17 protein-coding genes are annotated in these 17,592 nt (G+C 59.9%); 12 read left to right on the plus strand and 5 right to left on the minus strand.

Translation table 11 applies throughout. From position 1 onward, the window contains the following. Positions 1–29: 29 nt before the first annotated feature. The 8 genes from MTP42_RS04930 to mgsA all read left to right on the plus strand — a co-directional run bounded on the left by MTP42_RS04930 (position 30) and on the right by mgsA (position 8,750). Positions 30–2,099: a U32 family peptidase gene (locus tag MTP42_RS04930; RefSeq protein WP_249258087.1), complete on the plus strand. Its 2,070-nt coding sequence runs from the start codon at positions 30–32 to the stop codon at positions 2,097–2,099. Positions 2,100–2,265: 166 nt separating this feature from the next. Next, a complete protein-coding gene (gene dut / locus MTP42_RS04935) occupies positions 2,266–2,712 on the plus strand; it encodes a dUTP diphosphatase (protein WP_035394001.1) in 447 nt (148 codons plus the stop codon). 5 nt (positions 2,713–2,717) lie between these two features. Next, positions 2,718–3,272, plus strand: coding sequence for a Maf family protein (locus MTP42_RS04940; RefSeq protein ID WP_005932346.1), 555 nt, complete (start codon positions 2,718–2,720; stop codon positions 3,270–3,272). A 184-nt stretch (positions 3,273–3,456) separates the two neighbouring features. Further along, a complete protein-coding gene (locus tag MTP42_RS04945; protein WP_005932353.1) occupies positions 3,457–4,479 on the plus strand; it encodes a rod shape-determining protein in 1,023 nt (340 codons plus the stop codon). 66 nt (positions 4,480–4,545) lie between these two features. Then, positions 4,546–5,376, plus strand: a complete 831-nt coding sequence (gene mreC, locus MTP42_RS04950; RefSeq protein WP_099357213.1) for a rod shape-determining protein MreC — start codon at positions 4,546–4,548, stop codon at positions 5,374–5,376. A 12-nt stretch (positions 5,377–5,388) separates the two neighbouring features. Continuing rightward, on the plus strand, positions 5,389–5,922 hold the full coding sequence (mreD, locus tag MTP42_RS04955) for a rod shape-determining protein MreD (RefSeq protein WP_098922735.1): 534 nt from the start codon (positions 5,389–5,391) through the stop codon (positions 5,920–5,922). Between the two features lie 26 nt (positions 5,923–5,948). Further along, a complete protein-coding gene (locus MTP42_RS04960) occupies positions 5,949–8,183 on the plus strand; it encodes a peptidoglycan D,D-transpeptidase FtsI family protein (protein WP_249258088.1) in 2,235 nt (744 codons plus the stop codon). 162 nt (positions 8,184–8,345) lie between these two features. Beyond that, positions 8,346–8,750, plus strand: coding sequence for a methylglyoxal synthase (gene mgsA / locus MTP42_RS04965; protein WP_097770635.1), 405 nt, complete (start codon positions 8,346–8,348; stop codon positions 8,748–8,750). 77 nt (positions 8,751–8,827) lie between these two features. Here the strand turns inward: mgsA and MTP42_RS04970 are convergent, their stop codons facing one another. The 4 genes from MTP42_RS04970 to MTP42_RS04985 all read right to left on the minus strand — a co-directional run bounded on the left by MTP42_RS04970 (position 8,828) and on the right by MTP42_RS04985 (position 12,075). Beyond that, on the minus strand, positions 8,828–9,340 hold the full coding sequence (locus tag MTP42_RS04970) for a nitroreductase family protein (protein WP_249258089.1): 513 nt from the start codon (positions 9,338–9,340) through the stop codon (positions 8,828–8,830). A 96-nt stretch (positions 9,341–9,436) separates the two neighbouring features. Next, entirely contained in the window at positions 9,437–10,333 is an 897-nt protein-coding gene (locus tag MTP42_RS04975; RefSeq protein WP_249258090.1) for a hypothetical protein, read from the minus strand. Beyond that, positions 10,330–11,127 carry a DUF975 family protein gene (locus MTP42_RS04980; RefSeq protein WP_249258091.1) on the minus strand — a complete coding sequence of 266 codons (798 nt, stop codon included), beginning with the start codon at positions 11,125–11,127 and terminating at the stop codon, positions 10,330–10,332. The genes MTP42_RS04975 and MTP42_RS04980 overlap by 4 nt, the downstream gene beginning before the upstream one ends. Positions 11,128–11,244: 117 nt before the next feature. Beyond that, complete coding sequence (locus MTP42_RS04985; RefSeq protein WP_249258298.1) at positions 11,245–12,075, minus strand: AraC family transcriptional regulator; 831 nt, start codon at positions 12,073–12,075, stop codon at positions 11,245–11,247. A 216-nt stretch (positions 12,076–12,291) separates the two neighbouring features. Between MTP42_RS04985 and MTP42_RS04990 the strand changes: the two genes are divergently transcribed. The 4 genes from MTP42_RS04990 (at position 12,292) to MTP42_RS05005 (ending at position 17,085) form a co-directional block, all read left to right on the plus strand. Further along, complete coding sequence (locus MTP42_RS04990) at positions 12,292–13,680, plus strand: MFS transporter (protein WP_249258092.1); 1,389 nt, start codon at positions 12,292–12,294, stop codon at positions 13,678–13,680. Beyond that, the gene (locus tag MTP42_RS04995) at positions 13,681–14,436 is read left to right on the plus strand and encodes an alpha/beta hydrolase family protein (RefSeq protein ID WP_097770641.1); all 756 of its coding nucleotides are present in this window, start codon (positions 13,681–13,683) and stop codon (positions 14,434–14,436) included. A gap of 12 nt (positions 14,437–14,448) precedes the next feature. Then, positions 14,449–16,374, plus strand: a complete 1,926-nt coding sequence (gene bilR, locus MTP42_RS05000) for a bilirubin reductase, long form (protein ID WP_249258093.1) — start codon at positions 14,449–14,451, stop codon at positions 16,372–16,374. A gap of 234 nt (positions 16,375–16,608) precedes the next feature. Beyond that, positions 16,609–17,085 carry a hypothetical protein gene (locus tag MTP42_RS05005; RefSeq protein ID WP_249258094.1) on the plus strand — a complete coding sequence of 159 codons (477 nt, stop codon included), beginning with the start codon at positions 16,609–16,611 and terminating at the stop codon, positions 17,083–17,085. Between the two features lie 147 nt (positions 17,086–17,232). Here MTP42_RS05005 and MTP42_RS05010 read toward each other — a convergent pair whose 3' ends face one another. Further along, positions 17,233–17,592: a DUF2500 domain-containing protein gene (locus tag MTP42_RS05010; RefSeq protein WP_249258095.1), complete on the minus strand. Its 360-nt coding sequence runs from the start codon at positions 17,590–17,592 to the stop codon at positions 17,233–17,235.

Genomic DNA, 17,592 nt, shown 5'->3' on the forward strand with positions numbered 1-17,592 from the left:
GGTGAGCGCGCCGGAACAAAGGGAGTATTATGCCAAAGATCGAGATCCTTGCCCCGGTGGGCAGTGAAGAGATGCTTCGCGCTGCGGTGTTCAGCGGTGCGGACGCGGTATATCTGGGCTTTTCGGGCTTCAATGCCCGCACAGGGGCCGGAAATTTTGATGCGGACAGCCTGAAGGAGGCAGTCCGGTTCTGCCATGCGCGGGGTGTCAAGGTGCACGTGGCACTGAACACCACCGTTTACGGCGGGGAGCTGGCCGCGCTGGCCGCTGCCGTGAAGGCTGTGGCCGAGAGCGGCGCGGATGCGGTCATCTGCCAGGATCTGGCGGTGGCGCAGCTCATCGGGCGGATCGCCCCCGACCTGCCCCGCCACGGCTCCACCCAGATGAGCGTCCACACCCTGCAGGGCGCGCTGGAGCTGAAGGAACTGGGCTTTACCCGGGTGGTGCTGGCCCGTGAGCTGAGCCTGCCCGAGGTGGAGCACATCACAAAGCACTGCGGCGTCGAGACCGAGTGCTTTGTCCATGGCGCGCTCTGCATGTGTGTCAGCGGCCAGTGCTATATGTCTGCCTTCCTGGGCGGCCGCAGCGGCAACCGGGGCTCCTGCGCCGGACCCTGCCGCCTGCCCTTTGAGGCGAACCCGCTGCCCGAGGGCAAGCCGGGCCGTCTGCACCACCTTTCCCTGAAGGATAATTCCGTCATCGACAAGCTGGATCGGATGCAGGCCGTCGGCGTGGCATCGGCCAAAATCGAGGGCCGTCTGCGCACGCCGGAGTATGTGGCGGCGGCGGTCAGTGCCTGTCTGGCAGGCCGCGAGGGCCGCGCCTACGACCGTGACCTGCTGAAAAATGCGTTCAGCCGCTCCGGCTTCACCTCCGGTTATCTGGATGGAAAGATCGACGGCACCATGTTCGGCGTGCGCAGTGAAGCCGATGCGGAGCTGACCAAAAAGACCCTGCCTGCCCTGCGCGAGCTCTACCGCCGCGAGCGCAGCCGGGTGCCGGTGCAGTTCAGGCTGGAGATCGAAGAGGGCGGCGAGAAGCTGACCGTGACCGACGCGGACGGCAACAAGGCCTTTGCCTACGGCGATGCGGAACCGCAGCCTGCCCGCACCGACCCCACCGAGAGCCTGCAGCGCAGCCTTTCCAAGACGGGCGGCACCCCCTTTGCGGTGGAAAAGATCGATGTGGAGATGGACGGCGGTCCCTGGTTCGTGCCGGGCAGTGCCGTGAACGAGCTGCGCCGGGATGCGCTGGAGGCCCTGCTGAAAAAGCGGGAGGTCCTGCGCCCCTGGCCGGTACACGAGGCGGAGCCGGATGCTCTGCCCCTGCGCACTCTGCTGCCCCGCCGCACCCTGCGCGCCCGCTTTGAAGCTTGGGAGCAGGTGCCGGAGCAGGCCCTGAGCGGGGTGGAGTATCTCATCCTGCCCATTGCCCAGGCCGACCGGGTGCCCCGGGAGTGGCGGGAGAAGACCCTTCTGGAGCTGCCGCGCGTGATGTTTGGTGCGCTGGAGGAGGACACCGCCCGCCGCATTGCCGCTACCCAGGATGCGGGTTTTGCGGGCTATGAGGTAAGCAACATCGCCCACCTGCGGCTCTGCCGTGGCCTGCCGATGACCGGCGGCTTCGGCCTGAACGTCACCAACCAGATGGCGGCGCAGTTCTACGCCGACCATGGCCTGAACAGTGTGCTCATCCTGCCCGAAGTCAAGGACAGCGATATCAGCACCATTGCCCCCACCCATAACGGCAAGCCTGTGCCCACCGGTGTGCTGGTCTATGGCCACATGCCGCTGATGGTCACCCGTGCCTGCCCGCTGCAGAACATCCATGACTGCGCCCACTGCAATAAAGCAGGGGAACTGACCGACCGCAAGGCCAAAAAGTTCCCGGTGCGCTGCGGCATGGGCGTGCGGACGATCTATAACCCCGTACCTATTTATATGGGTGATAAGCCCGGTGCTCTGACTGTGGACTACGGTGTGGCCTACTTCACACTGGAATCCCGGGAAGAAGCAGCCGCCATTCTGGACAGCATCCGTGTCCACGCACCCTTTGAGGGAGAGTTTACAAGAGGACTTTATTTCAAGGGAACCAACTAAAGATGCAGTTTCCCCGGGCGGGAGCCGAGAGTTTCTCCGAGGACCGTCCGCTGGGGTGGGACCCTGCTGCCGCAGGCAGTAGGGCGGGCGATGGAATGGCCCGTTTCGTGTCCGAGGAGAAAGCTCCCGGAACACGCCCGAATATAACTTTAACAAGAGGTATACTATGGAACCGATCACCGTAAACTATAAAGTATTGGACCCCCGGGCCAAGGTGCCCGCCTATGCAACGCCGGGTGCGGCGGCTGCCGACCTGTGCGCCGTGCTGGATGAGCCCCTGACATTGGCCCCCATGCAGCGGGCGTTGGTGCCCACCGGCCTTGCCATCGAGCTGCCCGGCCCCCACGCTGTGGCGCTGGTCTATGCCCGCAGCGGCCTTTCCATCAAGCACGGCCTGTGCATGGCAAACGGCGTGGGCGTGGTGGACAGTGACTACCGCGGGGAACTGAAGGTGCCCATGATCAATCTGGGCACCGAGGCATATACCATCCAGCCCGGTGAGCGTGTGGCACAGCTCTGCATTGCACCGGTGTATACCGCTGCCTTTGCTCAGGCGGCCGAACTGGGGGATACCCAGCGCGGCGCGGGCGGCTTTGGCTCAACGGGGAAGTGAAGCGTATGAAAGATCTGATCCTGGCTTCCCAGAGCCCCCGACGGAAAGAGCTGTTGAGCCTGTACACGACGGATTTTACCGTCTGTGTCAGCGATTTTGACGAGGATGCCGTGACGGCGGATACCCCCGCCCGGCTGGTGGAACAGCTTGCCCGGGGCAAGTGCCTTGCTGTGGCCAAGGAACACCCCGGTGCCGTGGTGCTGGGCTGCGATACCGTGGTGGATGTGAACGGCGAGGTGTTCGGCAAGCCCCACAGCCCGGACGATGCCAGAAGGATGCTCCGCGCGCTGTCCGGTGCGACCCACTATGTGCACACCGGTGTCTGCGTTTCCGATGGCACCCGCACCGAGAGCTTTGTGGATACCTGCAAGGTCACCTTTTTCCCGCTGAGCGAGGAGGAGATCGAGCGGTACGCCGCTACAGAGGAGCCCTACGATAAGGCCGGTGCCTACGCCATCCAGGGCCGCGCGGCGGTCTGGCTGGATGCCATTGAGGGTGATTATTACACCATTATGGGCCTGCCCGTCAGCCGGACGGTCCGCCTGCTTGAACAGTTCTGACAGTTTACGCGGCGGAACGCACAGAAAAATGAAAAATACGGAAAAACTTGACAAAACGCTTGAGAAAACGTTGACTTGCGGCTATAATAGAAACGTGTTATTCTGCGATAGGCGGTCAAACCCTGTGGAGTTTGGACTGCTGTGCGTTTTGGAATAGACCGGAAATACGAAGGAGAGCTTCATTATGAGTTTTTTGTCAAAGGACGTTGGCGTTGATCTGGGTACTGCCAATACCCTGGTTTACATGAAGGGCAAGGGCATCATCATGCGGGAACCCTCGGTCGTGGCTGTGGATACCAAGACCGATGAGGTGCGCTGCGTGGGTGCTGAGGCAAAGGCTGTCATCGGCCGTACCCCCGGCAGCATCGTGGCAGTCCGCCCCCTGAAGGATGGTGTCATCGCCGATTTCGATATCACGGCAAATATGCTGGAAAACTTCCTGAAAAAGGCCTGCGGCAACAGCATGTTCTCCCGCCCCCGCGTGGTCATCTGCATTCCCTCGGGCGTGACCGAGGTGGAGCGCCGCGCTGTGCGTGAGGCGACCCTCAAGGCCGGTGCCCGTCAGGTCTCCGTCATCGAGGAGCCTATGGCCGCTGCCATCGGCGCGGGCCTGCCCATCAGCGAACCCACCGGCAGCATGATCGTGGACATCGGCGGCGGCACCGCTGAGATCGCAGTCATCTCTCTGGGCGGCATCGTGGCCTCCCGCAGCGTCCGGATGGCCGGTGATATGTTCGATCAGGCCATCATCGCTTTCATCAAGCGCAAGTATAACCTGCTCATCGGTGAGCGTACCGCCGAGCAGATCAAGATCGAAATCGGCTCGGCCTACCCCATGGACCCCGAGATGACCATGGAGATCAAGGGCCGCAACCTGGTGGACGGCCTGCCCAAGAACATCGTCGTCCACTCTGAGGATGTGCGCGAGGCCCTGCTGGAGTGCCTGGTCAAGATCACCAGCGCCATCAAGGAGACCCTGGAGCGCACCCCGCCTGAGCTGAGTGCCGATATCATCGACCACGGCATCACCCTGACCGGCGGCGGTGCCCTGCTGCGGGGCCTGGATCAGCTGATCCAGAGCGAGACCGGCATTGATGTCCATGTTGCGGAGGACCCGCTGGATTGCGTGGCCAAGGGTGCCGGTGCGGTGCTGGATCATGTGGATGTTCTGCACGACGTGCTGGACACCGATGGAGCTCACATGTAACGATGTAACAGAGGGTGCGGACGGCTCTGGGCTGTCCGCGCCCTTTTGCAATCGGAGGAAAACCCCGTGAAAGATTTTTTCGATACCTGGAAATTCAAGATCCTGGTGGGCATCGCGGTGTTTCTGGTGGGCATCATGGCCTACGCCGGTGCCAACGGCCGCCTGACTGCCGCTCCGCAGGAGCTGCTGAGCGTGGCGGCTGCTCCATTCCAGAAAGTGGCTGCTGTGGTCAGCGGCGGCGTGGCCTCCCTGTGGGAAAAGTACACCAGCATCGATGACGTGATGGCTGAGAACGAGACGCTCAAGGCCGAAAACGCCGAGCTGCGCCAGCAGATGGTGGATTACGACCGCGTCAAGGCCGAGAACCAGGCCTACAAGGCACTGGAAAGCATCCAGAGCCAGCGGCCAGAGATGAGCTATCTTTCCAGCTTTGTCATTGGCCGTGACCCGCTGGATTCCTTCTATGGCTTCACACTGGACCGCGGCACGCTGGATGGCGTGGCCGTCAACGATGCCGTGGTCAGTGACCAGGGCTACCTGCTGGGCATGGTGGTGGAGGCTGAACCCACCAGCTGCAAGGTGATGACCATTCTTCACCCCAACTTCAACGCGGCGGGCGTGGTATCCCGCACCCGTGACAACGGCATCGTCACCGGCAGCTCCGAATATGCCGCCGATGGCCTGTGCGTGCTGACCAACCTTGCGCGCAACACCCTGACGGAGAAAAGCGACCAGGTGGTCACCACCGGGCTGGGCGGGGTGTTCCCGGCTGACCTGTTGGTGGGCGTGGTACAGGAACTGGTGCCCGAGGTCAGCGGCAAATCGACCATTGCCGTCATCAAACCCGGTACCGACCCCCGCACGGTGCGCCATGCGTTCATCATTACCAGTTTCTGAGGAGGGACCCTGATGGAATCACGCCGGAAACGCAGCCGGGGCCAGATCGTCAAATGGATCTGCTATGCGCTGCTGGGCCTTCTTTGTGCTGTTTTGCAGACCACGCCCGGGCTGTTCCAGTTCGGGGCGGCAAAGCCGCTCTGGCTGCTGCCGCTGGCGCTGGCGGTCGCCGTGTTTGAGGGCGAGTTCGCCGGGGCTGTCTTTGGGGCGGTCTGCGGCCTGATGTGGGACTGGCTGGCCGGGCGCACCGTGGGCATGCTGGCGCTGGAGCTGCTGCTGCTCTGCTTTGCCGTTTCGGCGGTGATGCAGCTCTACTTCAAGAATTCGGCCGCAAACTTTGCACTCATTGCGTCTGCTGCCGCCCTGCTGGTGCTCACGCTGGACTGGCTGTTTTTCTACTATATGCCCGGTTACAGCGGCGCGGCCAGCCGCTGGCTGTGGTTTGTGCTGCCCACGGCGGCGCTCTCGGTGCCCGTCTGCTTCCCTCTGTTCGGGGTCGTGCGCCGCATCCACGAAGAATTTAAGATCGACAACGGCGTGGTGTAACGCACCCCGCGCCGGAAGGAGAATCCATGAACCAAGAAGAACGGAAAACCGCCATCCGGCGGATGCGTGTTCTCGTTGCCGCCGCCTGCATCCTGATGCTGCTGTACGGGCTGCGGCTCATCTTTTTGCAGCTGGTCAACGGGGACGATTTCAAATCCCAGGCCACCAACACCACCGACTACAAGTTTACGGTCACGGCGGCACGCGGTGACATTGTGGACAGCCGGGGGGAGCGCATTGCCACCAGCGTCACGGGTTACAACGTGGTGCTCAACAAGCTGCTGATGGGAGACGAAGATCTGGACGGGATGCTCCAGAAGATCGTCGAGCTGCTGCGTGCCAACGGTGAGAGCTGGAACGATACTCTGCTCATCAGCCAGCCGGATGCAGCGGGCAATTATACCTTTACCGCCGAAGAGGGCAGCACCAGGGATCAGAAAGCCCTTGCCGCCATGAAGGACAATCTTGGTTTACAGCAGTATGCAACGGCCAATGATGTGATGGAGAAGCTGGTGGAGGACTACGACCTTGCCAGCTATCCGCTGAGCTGGCAGCGCACGCTGGGCGGTATCCATTACGAGATGCAGCTGCAGGCGTTTTCCAATGTGAACAACTTTATCATGGCGGAAAACGTCAGCGAGGCCACTGTGGCGACCATCAAGGAGCACAGCCTCTCGCTGCCGGGGGTGGAGATCGTGGAAACGAGTACCCGCAGCTATGAGCAATCCACGGTGCTGCCCCATGTGCTGGGCCGGGTGGGCAAGATCACCGCTGAAAAGTGGAAGGTGACCGACGAAAACGGCCAGACCAGCTACCCCCTGCGCGAAAAAGGCTACAACATGAACGACATCATCGGCATCTCGGGCCTGGAATCGGCCTATGAGGACGAACTGCGGGGCAAGGATGGCGTGGAGACCATCACCCGCAACTCCGATGGTGTCATTGTGGATACGGCCCTGACCACTGTGCCCGAGCCGGGCCACACCGTACAGCTGACCATCGACAGCCGGTTCCAGAAGGCGGTGGACAAGGCACTGGCCGAGAACATCGACATGATCAACCGGGTCTACAACACCGGCAGCATGAAAGCCGCCGCCGGTGCCGCCGTGGTGCTGGATGTGAAGGACGGCAGTGTGCTGGCCGCATCCAATTACCCCAGCTTTGACCAGAACCTGTATGCCACCCAGTACAGCGAGTACAGCGCGGATGAGAGTCTGCCCCTGTTCAACCGGGCGCTGCAGGGCCTGTACACCCCCGGCTCCACCTTCAAGCCTGCCGTGGCAGTGGCTGCGCTGGATTCCGGGCTCATCAACCAGTACTCTACGGTATTCTGCAACGGCGTGTACACCTTTTATAAAGGGTACAGCCCCCGCTGCACCCGCCATGGCCACAGCGGCAACATTGATGTGGTCACGGCCATCAAGTGGAGCTGCAACGTCTTCTTCTACGATGTGGGCCGCCGCCTGACCAGTGATGTTTACGATGCCTACGCCTATAAGCTGGGCCTGGGTCAGCGCACCGGTGTGGAGGTCAGTGAGGCTGTGGGCCACCTGACCTCCAAGAACGACTCCAACTATATGGAGTCGCTGGACGTTCAGGCAGCCATCGGTCAGGGCAACACGGTGGTCACGCCCATCCAGCTGGCCACCTATGCTGCAACGCTGGCCAACAACGGAACCCGCTACCGCACTCATTTTGTCAAGGCAATCCTGGATTCCAACACTGGCGAGGTAATCAGCGAGACTCAGCCCGAGGTGATGGATATCATCGAGGGTACCGGCAACACCTTTGAGCTGGTGCGGCAGGGGATGCGGCAGGTGCCCAGCACCATTACCAACAGCAAGATCAGCAGCTACCCCATTGCCATTGCCTGTAAGACCGGCACCCCTCAGCGCAGTGAGACCTACGCCCCGGGCAAGCACTACCTGAACGCTATGATGGTGGCCTATCTGCCCGCCGATGACCCGCAGATCGCCATTGGCATTACCATTGAGTACGGCGGCTACGGTGCCCGAACCGGCGATCTGGTGGTGGACATTGCCAACGCCTACTTCGCCATGCAGGATGGTACCCTGAATGAGGATGGCACCATCGGCAAGCAGGAGACCGCTGCAGACAGCACCCCCGCTGACCAGACTGCCCCCGCCCAGACCGAAACCGGCACGGATGCGGCAGCGGATACGGCCACAGATCCCGCCGCAGGCACCACGGATGCTGCTCAGGAGACCGCACCTGCCGGGCAGGATGCTTTAGACAATTGAAGAAGGATAAAACGCTGAAACGCTGCTCTTGGTGAATTCTGGCGCTTTTTTCCGAAAAAAGTATGAAGTTTGTCTAAAAAACGGTTGTAAAAGAACGGAAACTGTGATACTATGATATATGCAAGAAAATGCCCACTGGCAAAACAAAGGAGAGGTTGACCGATGACGATTGCACTGATTGCGCATGACTCCAAAAAAGAGCTGATGGTTCAGTTCTGTACGGCGTATTGCCGGATTTTGAGCCAGCATAAATTGGTGGCTACGGGCACCACCGGCAAGCTGATCTCCGAGGCAACGGGTCTGCAGATCCAGCGCTTTCTGGCAGGTGTTCAGGGCGGTGATCAGCAGATCGCATCCCGCATTGCCTGCAATGAGGTCGATCTGCTCCTGTTCTTCCGCGATCCGATCAACGCAAAGCCCAGCGAACCCAACGAGATGACCCTGCTGCGCCTGTGTGATGTGCATAACATCCCGCTGGCCACCAACATCGCCACCGCGGAGGTGCTCATCCACGGTCTGGAGCGTGGAGATCTGGATTGGCGGGATATCGTCCACCCGCAGAACTGAAAACTGGAATAAAACACAAGCCCCCGCATGTTGGCCGGAAAACCAACGTGCGGGGGCTTTTTTGCATCCCTGTGATATTACAGGAACGTGACGGTTTCGGACAGAGGCTTGCGGGAGCTGTGGTTGGGCAGGGGACCTGTACCCTCGGCAGCGTGGCCCAGATCAAGGAGCATCACGATCTCCTCGTTTTCGGGCAGACCCAGCGCTTTTGCCAGCTTGTCCGGGTCAAAAAAGTTGACCCAGCAGCTGTCTACGCCTGCATTGGCAGCGCCCAGCAGCAGGTGGGTGGCCACGATGGTAGCATCCTCCATGCCGGAGTTCATCCGCTCGCCGGGGTAAGTAAAGGTGTGGTTCTTGTCATAGGCGACCACCAGACAAACGGGGGCACCGTAGCGGCAGGGAGTGGCAGCATCGATCTTTGCCAGCCCCTCTTCGGACTGAACGACGTAGATGCGCTGTTCCTGGGTGTTCTTGGCGGTGGGTGCCAGCCGACCGGCCTCCAGAATGGTGTGGAGTGCTGCAGCGTCTACCTTGCCTGCACCAAAATTTTTGCAGGAATACCGCTGTGCAATAAGCTGAGTGAATTCCATAACGATCTCCTCCTGACTTGGATTGGACGGAACAGAGCGCCGCTTGCGGGTGCTCTGTTATGCTGATTATACCACACTGCGCCGGTGGTGCAACCCTTAAAAGAGATCCAGCATGTTGTCCAGATAGATCGCCTCCCGGACGTGGATCTGATACTCCGGCCGGGTCAGATAATAGAGCAGAAACTCCAGCACCAGCGCGCTGCCCAGGCCGCGCCCTTCCAGCTTGAAATTGGAAAAGCCCAACGGCAGATAGCGCTCCCGGATGTCCGCAGTGCCGATGAATCCGGGGTTTTCCATCGCCTTGGAAAAGCGGTAGCCCTCCTGCGCGCCGGGGGCGGTGCACCGATGTTCGCAGACCTCCCCCAGATTTTTGCGGCTGACGGCTTCGTAGCAGCGCCTGCGCTCGGTGCAGCCGAACCAGCAGCACTCGTTGCAGAGAAATTCTACCTTGTCCTTTTCGGGCTGGGAGAGCGTATCCAGGGCATCGAAGGCCTTGTTCAGCCGGAAGTCCGGCACGACATACCGGAACTCCGGCCGCCGGACCTCTGCCTGAAACGCCTGAAGATCCGTCAGGACCTTGGTGGTGGAGGATACGAGATAAAGCTCCGGGTAATGCTGCTGCAGGTGGTTCAGCAGCAGCTCGGAGTGGACGATGACCCCATTCTGCACAGTGCCCTGCTGGGCAAACTGCTGACACACTGCGTTGCATTTCCGGTCTGAGAGGTGCTCCGGGCGGAGCAGGGAATTGCTGAATGTGAGCCGGGCAGAGATGCCGTATTCCTGGGTCAGAGCCAGAACTTCGGCGGGGGAGTGCTCCCCGGCCTCCACGCGGCCCCCGCCCCAGATGCAATCCGGCGGAGCGCCGTAGATGGAGCCGATCTCGCACCAGTCATAAAAATATTCCCGGTGCTCCCGGAACAGGGGCAGGAACAGGCGGTAGAGCTCGTAGAACTCGAACAGTCCGGGCAGGTGATAGCAGGCGGTGTGTTTCATTCTCGGATTTCCTCGGTGTCAGAAGGTGCGGCGGTGATATCCCGGTAAAAGATCGCCCAGGCCGCTTCCTCGTAGGGGTGCAGAAGGAAAAAGCCGGCGCTCAGCGGGATGGACAGCAGGATCGGCAGAACAAGGACCGTATCCGCCGAGTGGGTGAAGGCAAAGACGAGAGAGAAACCAATCAGCATGGGCAGGGTGCAGAGCAGCTCCCAGCCCAGAAAGCTGAGATCGAGGCAGAACAGCCGCCACTTGTTGCCGTCCATGATGCGCCGGGATTCAGTGATGGCTTCGTTGGCCGTCAGGCCGGGGTGCTCGGCCATGATATAGGGGGTCATGGCATAGCTGTAGGCTTTTACCACGCCGGGGATGAACAGCAGCAGCGACCAGAGCGCCACATAAAGCCCCTGCAGGAAATTCATGCAGAAGCCGTCCCACAGGCGGTGCTTCTGGGAAGCGAGGTCGGAGAGGGCAGCGTCCCTGCCGTCTGCAAGGTTCAGGTTGAACCGGGCGTAGCCCAGCCGCACCGCACCGCCCACGATGACGGTGAACACTGCCCAGGCAAGGATGCAGATCACGAGAACCGCCAGCACGCCGCCGCTGCCGGTGGAAAACAGCCCGGCAAACCCCGGGGTGTCGCCGTTGGCGTTCTGGCTCATGTTGGAGATGACCCTGCCTGAGCTGCCCACAATGTTGGCTCCCAGCACACTGGCAACCAGTCCGGCCAGAACAGCTGTCTTCCATCTGCCTCGCAGGGCATCCAGCGCAAGGGCACGATAATCAGCAGAAAATTTCATAGAGCTTTCCTCCTGTCTGTAATGGAGATCGTTCGTTGAAAAACGGCAGCTGCCGTTTTATACAGGATACGTTTCAGCCTGCACAAAAATTGCAGCCGGGACTTCTTTTGCAAAGGCTCATCCCCGGGCATCCTGCCGGGTGGAGCTGAAATATTCCTTGGGGGTCATACCGTACTCCTTTTTAAAGGCGCGGAAAAAGTGGTTGTAGCCCCCGAAACCGCTGGTTTTGTACACCTCGGTGATGGGGAGGCCCTGCTCAATGAGGGCGCAGCAGCGGTCCAGCCGGGCCTTTACGATGTAGCGGTGCACGGTCTGGCCGGTCTGGCGCTTGAATTCCCGGGCAATGTGCTCCCGGGAGACGAAAAACTCCTTTTCCAGACGATCCAGCGTCAGTTCCTCGGTGAGGTGCGCCTGAATAAACAGGAAAACCTCGTCCAGCATCAGGTGGTGGCGGCTGACCGAAGCGGTGTGGAATTCGGCATGGATGCAGGCACGCAGCGCCAGTACCACGAACATTTGCAGGATGCCGTGCTCGAACGCCGCCGCGCCGAACTGGCTGCTCTCCTGGGGCAGCACCAGCAGCTTCCGGGCAAGATTCTTCAGCAGCATATAGATCTGGCTGTCCGGCCGGACAGCCACCTGCCGGAAGGGCACCACATTGAAGCTTTTTTCAAAGTCGGTGTCCTCATCCGACAACTGCGCCAGCATCTGGGGAGACAACTGCACCCGGATGATCTCCAACGGGCCGTAGGCTCCGGCATATTCCAGTCTGCCGCCCTGCCCGGGCTTGAGGATGATCAGGTTCTGCTGCTGGGCGGGCAGCACCACCTCGCTGCACCGGAATACACCGCTGCCCCGCATGACCAGAAACAGGTCATAATACGCGCCGGAAAAGAATTCCCGAACAGTGCTTTGTTCAAAAAGATAACGTTTGGCTGTATAATTCACCAAAATTCCCTCCGTGGAACTGTCAGATGCGACAGTTTGTTGTACACAACTGAAAAGTACAACTGTCATAATTGCATAATACATCAATTTGCGATAGTTTTCAATCATTTTTTGGATATGCTTTGACGCAAAATTAACGTATAATGCAATCGAAGAGAAGAGGCTTGTGTGAAAAGCCTCGTGGTTTCATCTGTTTTTTAAGGAGGATAAAACGCAATGGACCAGAAAAAGACCGTTCGGCCCTTCTCCATGAAGGACAAGATCGGCTATACACTGGGCGATCTGGGCTGCTGCTTCACGGAGCAGTACCGCGCCATGTATCTGTCGATCTTCTACACCCTGATCCTGCAGGTCAACCCCTTCCATGTGGGTATCCTGCTGCTGATCACCAAGATCTGGGATGCCGTCAACGACCCCATCATCGGCGCTATCGTGGACTCCCGCAAGGCCACCAAGGGCGGCAAGTTCATCCCGTGGATCCGCGCTTTCTCGTTCCCCATGGCAGTGCTGTGTGTGCTGGCCTTTGTCAATGTGGGCAACATCAGCTACGGTCTGCGTCTGGCTTACATGTTCATCACCTATGTGCTGTATGAGGCACTGTACACCTGCGTCAACGTGCCCTTCGGCACCCTGTCCAGCGTGATGACCGATGATGTGAGCCAGCGCACCGCTCTGTCCCGTTACCGCAGCCTGGGCGGCACCATCTTTATGACCGTCATGGTCATGGTCGGCCCCCTGTTCCTGTATGTGGACAACCAGCCTGTGGCTGGCCGCTTCCTGATGCTGGCCTGCATCTGCGCCATGCTGGGCCTGCTGTGCCTGCAGATCACCTGCGTGTGGTGCAAGGAGCGTGTGGAAGTGCCTGAGCGTCCGCAGGGCGAAAAGCTGAACTATCTGCACGTCCTGAAGGAAATCTCCCACAACAAAGCCCTGCTGGGCGTGATGTTCTTCAGCCTGACCGGCATGATCGGTGCATCCGTGGTCAACGGCCTGAACACCTACCTGTACAAGGACTTCTTCGGCAACGTCAAGATCCAGGCCGTTTCCGGTATGCTGAGCGTTCTGTACGCTGTGCTGTCCTTTGCCATCACCCAGCCTCTGGCCAACAAGCTCGGCAAGAAGGAGTGGTGCTGCATGGGCGCAGGCTTTGCCGCCGTCGTGTTCGGCATCCTGTTCTTCTTCCCCGTCCACAACCCTGTGGCCTTCATCGTCATCAACGGTATCTGCTACCTGGGCGCTTCCGGTATGCAGGTGCTGATCTGGGCCATGGTCAACGATGCCATCGACTACCATGAGCTGCAGACCGGCGAGCGCAACGAGGGCATCGTCTACTCCACCTACTCCTTCTTCCGCAAGCTCGCAAGCGCCATCTCCGGCAGCCTGTCCAGCTTTGTGCTGGGTGCCATCGGTTACAACGTCACCGCAGGCGCTGTGCAGACCGCAGGTGTTGTGAACGCCATCTGGAAGAGCTACACCGGCATCTACTTCCTGGGTTACGGCATTGCAGTGGCCATCCTGTTCTTCGTCTACCCCCTGACCAAGCAGAAGACGGCCGAGATGCTGGCAGAGCTGAAGAGCCGCCGTGCCGCAAAGGAGAGCAAGTAAATGAAGATTTTACAGGTCCAGTTTCAAAACCGTAATGGTCACACCCTGCGCGGCATCGTGACCCTGCCTGATACGGAGGGCAAGGTGCCCTTTGTGGTGCACCTGCACGGCTTTGCCGGCAGCTGCAGCGGCTACAAGTCCATGTACACCCACCTGTCCCGCGCTTTGGCAGCGCAGGGCATCGGCAGCGCCCGGTTTGATTTCTACGGCAACGGCGAGAGCGACGGCGAGTTCGAGGATATGAGCTTCGATGGCCTGCACACCGATGCACAGGATATCTTTGCATGGGCAGCCCAGCAGCCCTATGTGGACAGCGAAAAGATGTTCCTCTCCGGCCAGAGCATGGGCGGCTACATTGCCGCCTCCTGCGCTCCGGTGATCCAGCCCCACGGCCTGATCCTGCTGTGCCCGGGCGCAGGGATGTGGTTCGGCTGCGCCCAGCGCGCCGACGGTGTGACCCAGACCGGCAAGGACTACGCCGACATGGAGGGTCTGTGCTACAAGATGGCCTTCAATTATGAGATGGCCAAGCACCCCGATCCCTTTACCGAGGCCAAGGGCTACAACGGCCCGGTGCTTCTGCTGCGGGCCGACGATGACCGTCTGGTGGACGAGGGCACCTGCAGCCGCTATGCCGAGGGGTACACCGCACCCGAGGTGGATACCATTGCAGGCGGCGGACACAACTTTGCCACGCTGACCGCTCGTGCCGCCGTGGAGGAAAAGACCGCCGCATTCATCAAAGCACATCTGTAAGGAGGCATTTGTATGGAAAACATGATCCTGCAGCCCATTGTAGTGGGCGGACAGACCTTTAAGAACCGCATCATGTTCCCCCCGCTGACCACTGGCTACGAGAAGAACGGCATGATCAGCGAGCAGGACATGGGCTTTTACACCCGTCTGGCAAAGGGCGGCGTGGGTTACATCGTTCTGGGCGATGTGGCACCCATCAACAGCTTTTCTCCCACCCCCAAGCTGTTTGACGACAGCCAGATCCCTGCCTTCAAGGAGCTGGCCGACAGCGTTCACGCCTACGGCACCAAGCTGGGTGTCCAGCTCTTCCACCCGGAGTACGATGTGGATGCCATCAACAGCCTGTTCATGCAGAAAAAGTTTGACGAGATGCGTCAGCGCCTGCATCACGATATGATGTTCTTTACCGATGAGGCCAGCGAGGAGATGCTGATGTCCATCATCGATAAGATGTGCGCCTGCGCAGTGCGTGCCCAGAAGGCCGGTGTGGACGTGATCCAGATCCACGGCGACCGCCTGAACGGCTGCCTGTGCTCCACCCGGATGAACCACCGCACCGACAAGTTCGGCGGCAGTCTGGAGAACCGCGTCCGCTTTGCCCGGATGCTGACCCGGGCCATCCGCAAGGCTGTGCCGGGGATGATCATCGACTACAAGCTGTCCATCGTCACCCCGCAGCGCGGCAAGGGCGGCATCGACGAGGCCGATGCGGTGCAGTTCGCCCAGTGGCTGGTGGAGGACGGCGTGGATATGTTCCACGTTGCCCAGGCCAACCACACCGGCAACATGGCCGATACCATTCCTCCCATGGGTGTGCAGCCCTACGGCTTCTTCGTCAAGATCGCCGGCGACATCAAAAAGGCTGTCAATGTGCCGGTCAGCGCCGTGGGCCGTATCGTGGATGCCGAGATGGCAGAGCGTGTCATCGAGAGCGGCATGGCTGATATGGTCGCCATGGGCCGCCCGCTGCTGGCAGACCCCGACTGGGGCACCAAGATCGCTGCCGGTAAAGCCTGCGATATCCGCCGCTGCATCAGCTGCAACAAGGGCTGCACCGATGCCATCCAGAACCGCCAGTTCCTGTCCTGCGTGCTCAATGCCGAAAATGGCTATGAGAACAGCCGCAGTATCCAGCCTGCCACACAGAAAAAGAAGGTGGCTGTTCTGGGCGGCGGCCCTGCCGGTCTGGAAGCTGCCCGTGTGGCAGCCCTGCGCGGTCACGATGTGACCCTGTTTGAAAAGACCACCTCTCTGGGCGGTCAGCTGAACATCGCCTGCGTGCCTCCCCGCAAGGAGGAGATGCGCCGCGCCGCACAGGATCTGATCCGCGCGGTCTGCAATGCCGGGGTGCACCTGTGCATGGGACAGACCCGCACGGCAGAGCAGCTGAAGGAGGCCGGTTTTGAGGCTGTCATCAACGCTGTGGGTGCCCACAGTGCCGCACCCCGCATCCCCGGCATTGACGGCGTGAACGTGGCCGATGCCTGGAAGGTGCTGGCCGGTGAGCAGCAGGTCTACGGCACCGTGGCTGTCATCGGCGGCGGCATGGTGGGCTGCGAGACCGCAGAGTATCTGGCTGCCCGGGGCTGCAAGGTGTCCGTCATTGAGATGATGGACAAGATCGCAGCAGGCGAGAGCACCACCATTCTGCCTACCCTGCTGGAAAACTACAAGACCTACGGCGTGGAGCAGTACCCCGGCCACAAGGTCAAGGAATTCCGCATGGATGCCGTTGTCTGCGAGAACAAGGACGGCGCAGAGGTGACCATCCCCTGCGATTACATCGTGCTGGCTATGGGCGCACGCTCCAATGAGTTTGACGCTGCTGCGCTGGAAGCTGCCAACGTCCCGGTGTATTCCATCGGCGATGCTGCAGGCAAGGCTGCAGATATCTCCAACGCCATCCGTACCGGCTACGATACCGCCTGCCAGCTGTAAAGTAGTCTGAGATGCGCACACAGCGCATCGTCAAAAGTGCAAGCCCGGAAGGTCTGTGTGCCTTCCGGGCTTGCTTTTTTTCGGGAAAAGACGTGATCATTGGCCGCCCTCTGCGATATTTTTCCGCCGGTTAAGCCTGGATATAGAAATCCGACAAGAGTTGTGTTAGAATAAGGCATCCGGGAGCGCCATGCGGCGGGTGCTCCGCTTCAACATGAAAAATGGAGGCTTCTTATGAAAAAGACCTATCGCTCGTTCTTTTGTCTGCTTGTAGTGCTGCTGCTCAGTGTCAGTGCACTGCCCGCTGCCTCGGCACTGTTTTCGGAGCGGCTCTACTACTATGGTACGGTAGAAGAGATCAGCCGCGCTGCGGACGGTACAGTGGAGTCTGTACTGGTGACCGCAGAGGGGCAGGAGACCTATGAAATGGTGATCACTGAGCGCACCCAGTGGCAGGACCATGACGAAAAGACCACCTCCGATCCCGCTACCCTTGCAGTAGGGGAGCAGATCTGTGTGGTGCACGACCCTGCCGTGATGATGTCGCTGCCGCCGCAGTCGGTGGCTTATACCGTCATCCGCAATTTCCCCGCAGGTACGGATCTGGAGCAGGAAGCCCGCGACGATGCCTGCCCGGTGAAGCAGTTCTTCGCCCGGACCCGCAAGGCCATTGAGGACTGGTTCTACCAGACCATGCCCATTGCAGAGTGAATCTGACTGCATCGTAAAAAAGGAAAACATCTGCTGTCCCGCGCCGGAGGCTGTTACGTCCGGCAAAGGGGCAGCAGATGTTTTTTGTGTGTAATCCTGCCTTGTTCAACTTACGATTCATCCAGTTGGGCAGCAGTGCAGAAACACTCAGTTCCGCTGGAACCCAAGATAGCGGGTGCCTTGAAAACTCAGCTTTCCAATGTCGCTCTCGACCAGCATCCCATACTCTGAGCCGTCTACGGTAAGTTCCATACGGTCGCCGCTTTCCACCTGAAAAGTCACATAATAGGTGGTAAACGTATGCATCATCGTGTTGTCCGTGTGGTGATGAGAGACCTCCGTGCGCTTTGCCACCACCGCTGCCGGAACGGTGAGCCGCGGCGAATGGTTGTTTTTATTCCAGGTGCGGATATTTCCGATGATGGCATACAGGATCATGCCCAGAACCACAAGGAACAGGATGGGAAACAGGATGCCGAACAACAGATCAAATCCAGCGAAAAACAT

The sequence above is a fragment of the Faecalibacterium sp. I2-3-92 genome (assembly GCF_023347315.1).
GTDB classification, from domain to species: Bacteria; Bacillota; Clostridia; order Oscillospirales; family Ruminococcaceae; genus Faecalibacterium; species Faecalibacterium duncaniae.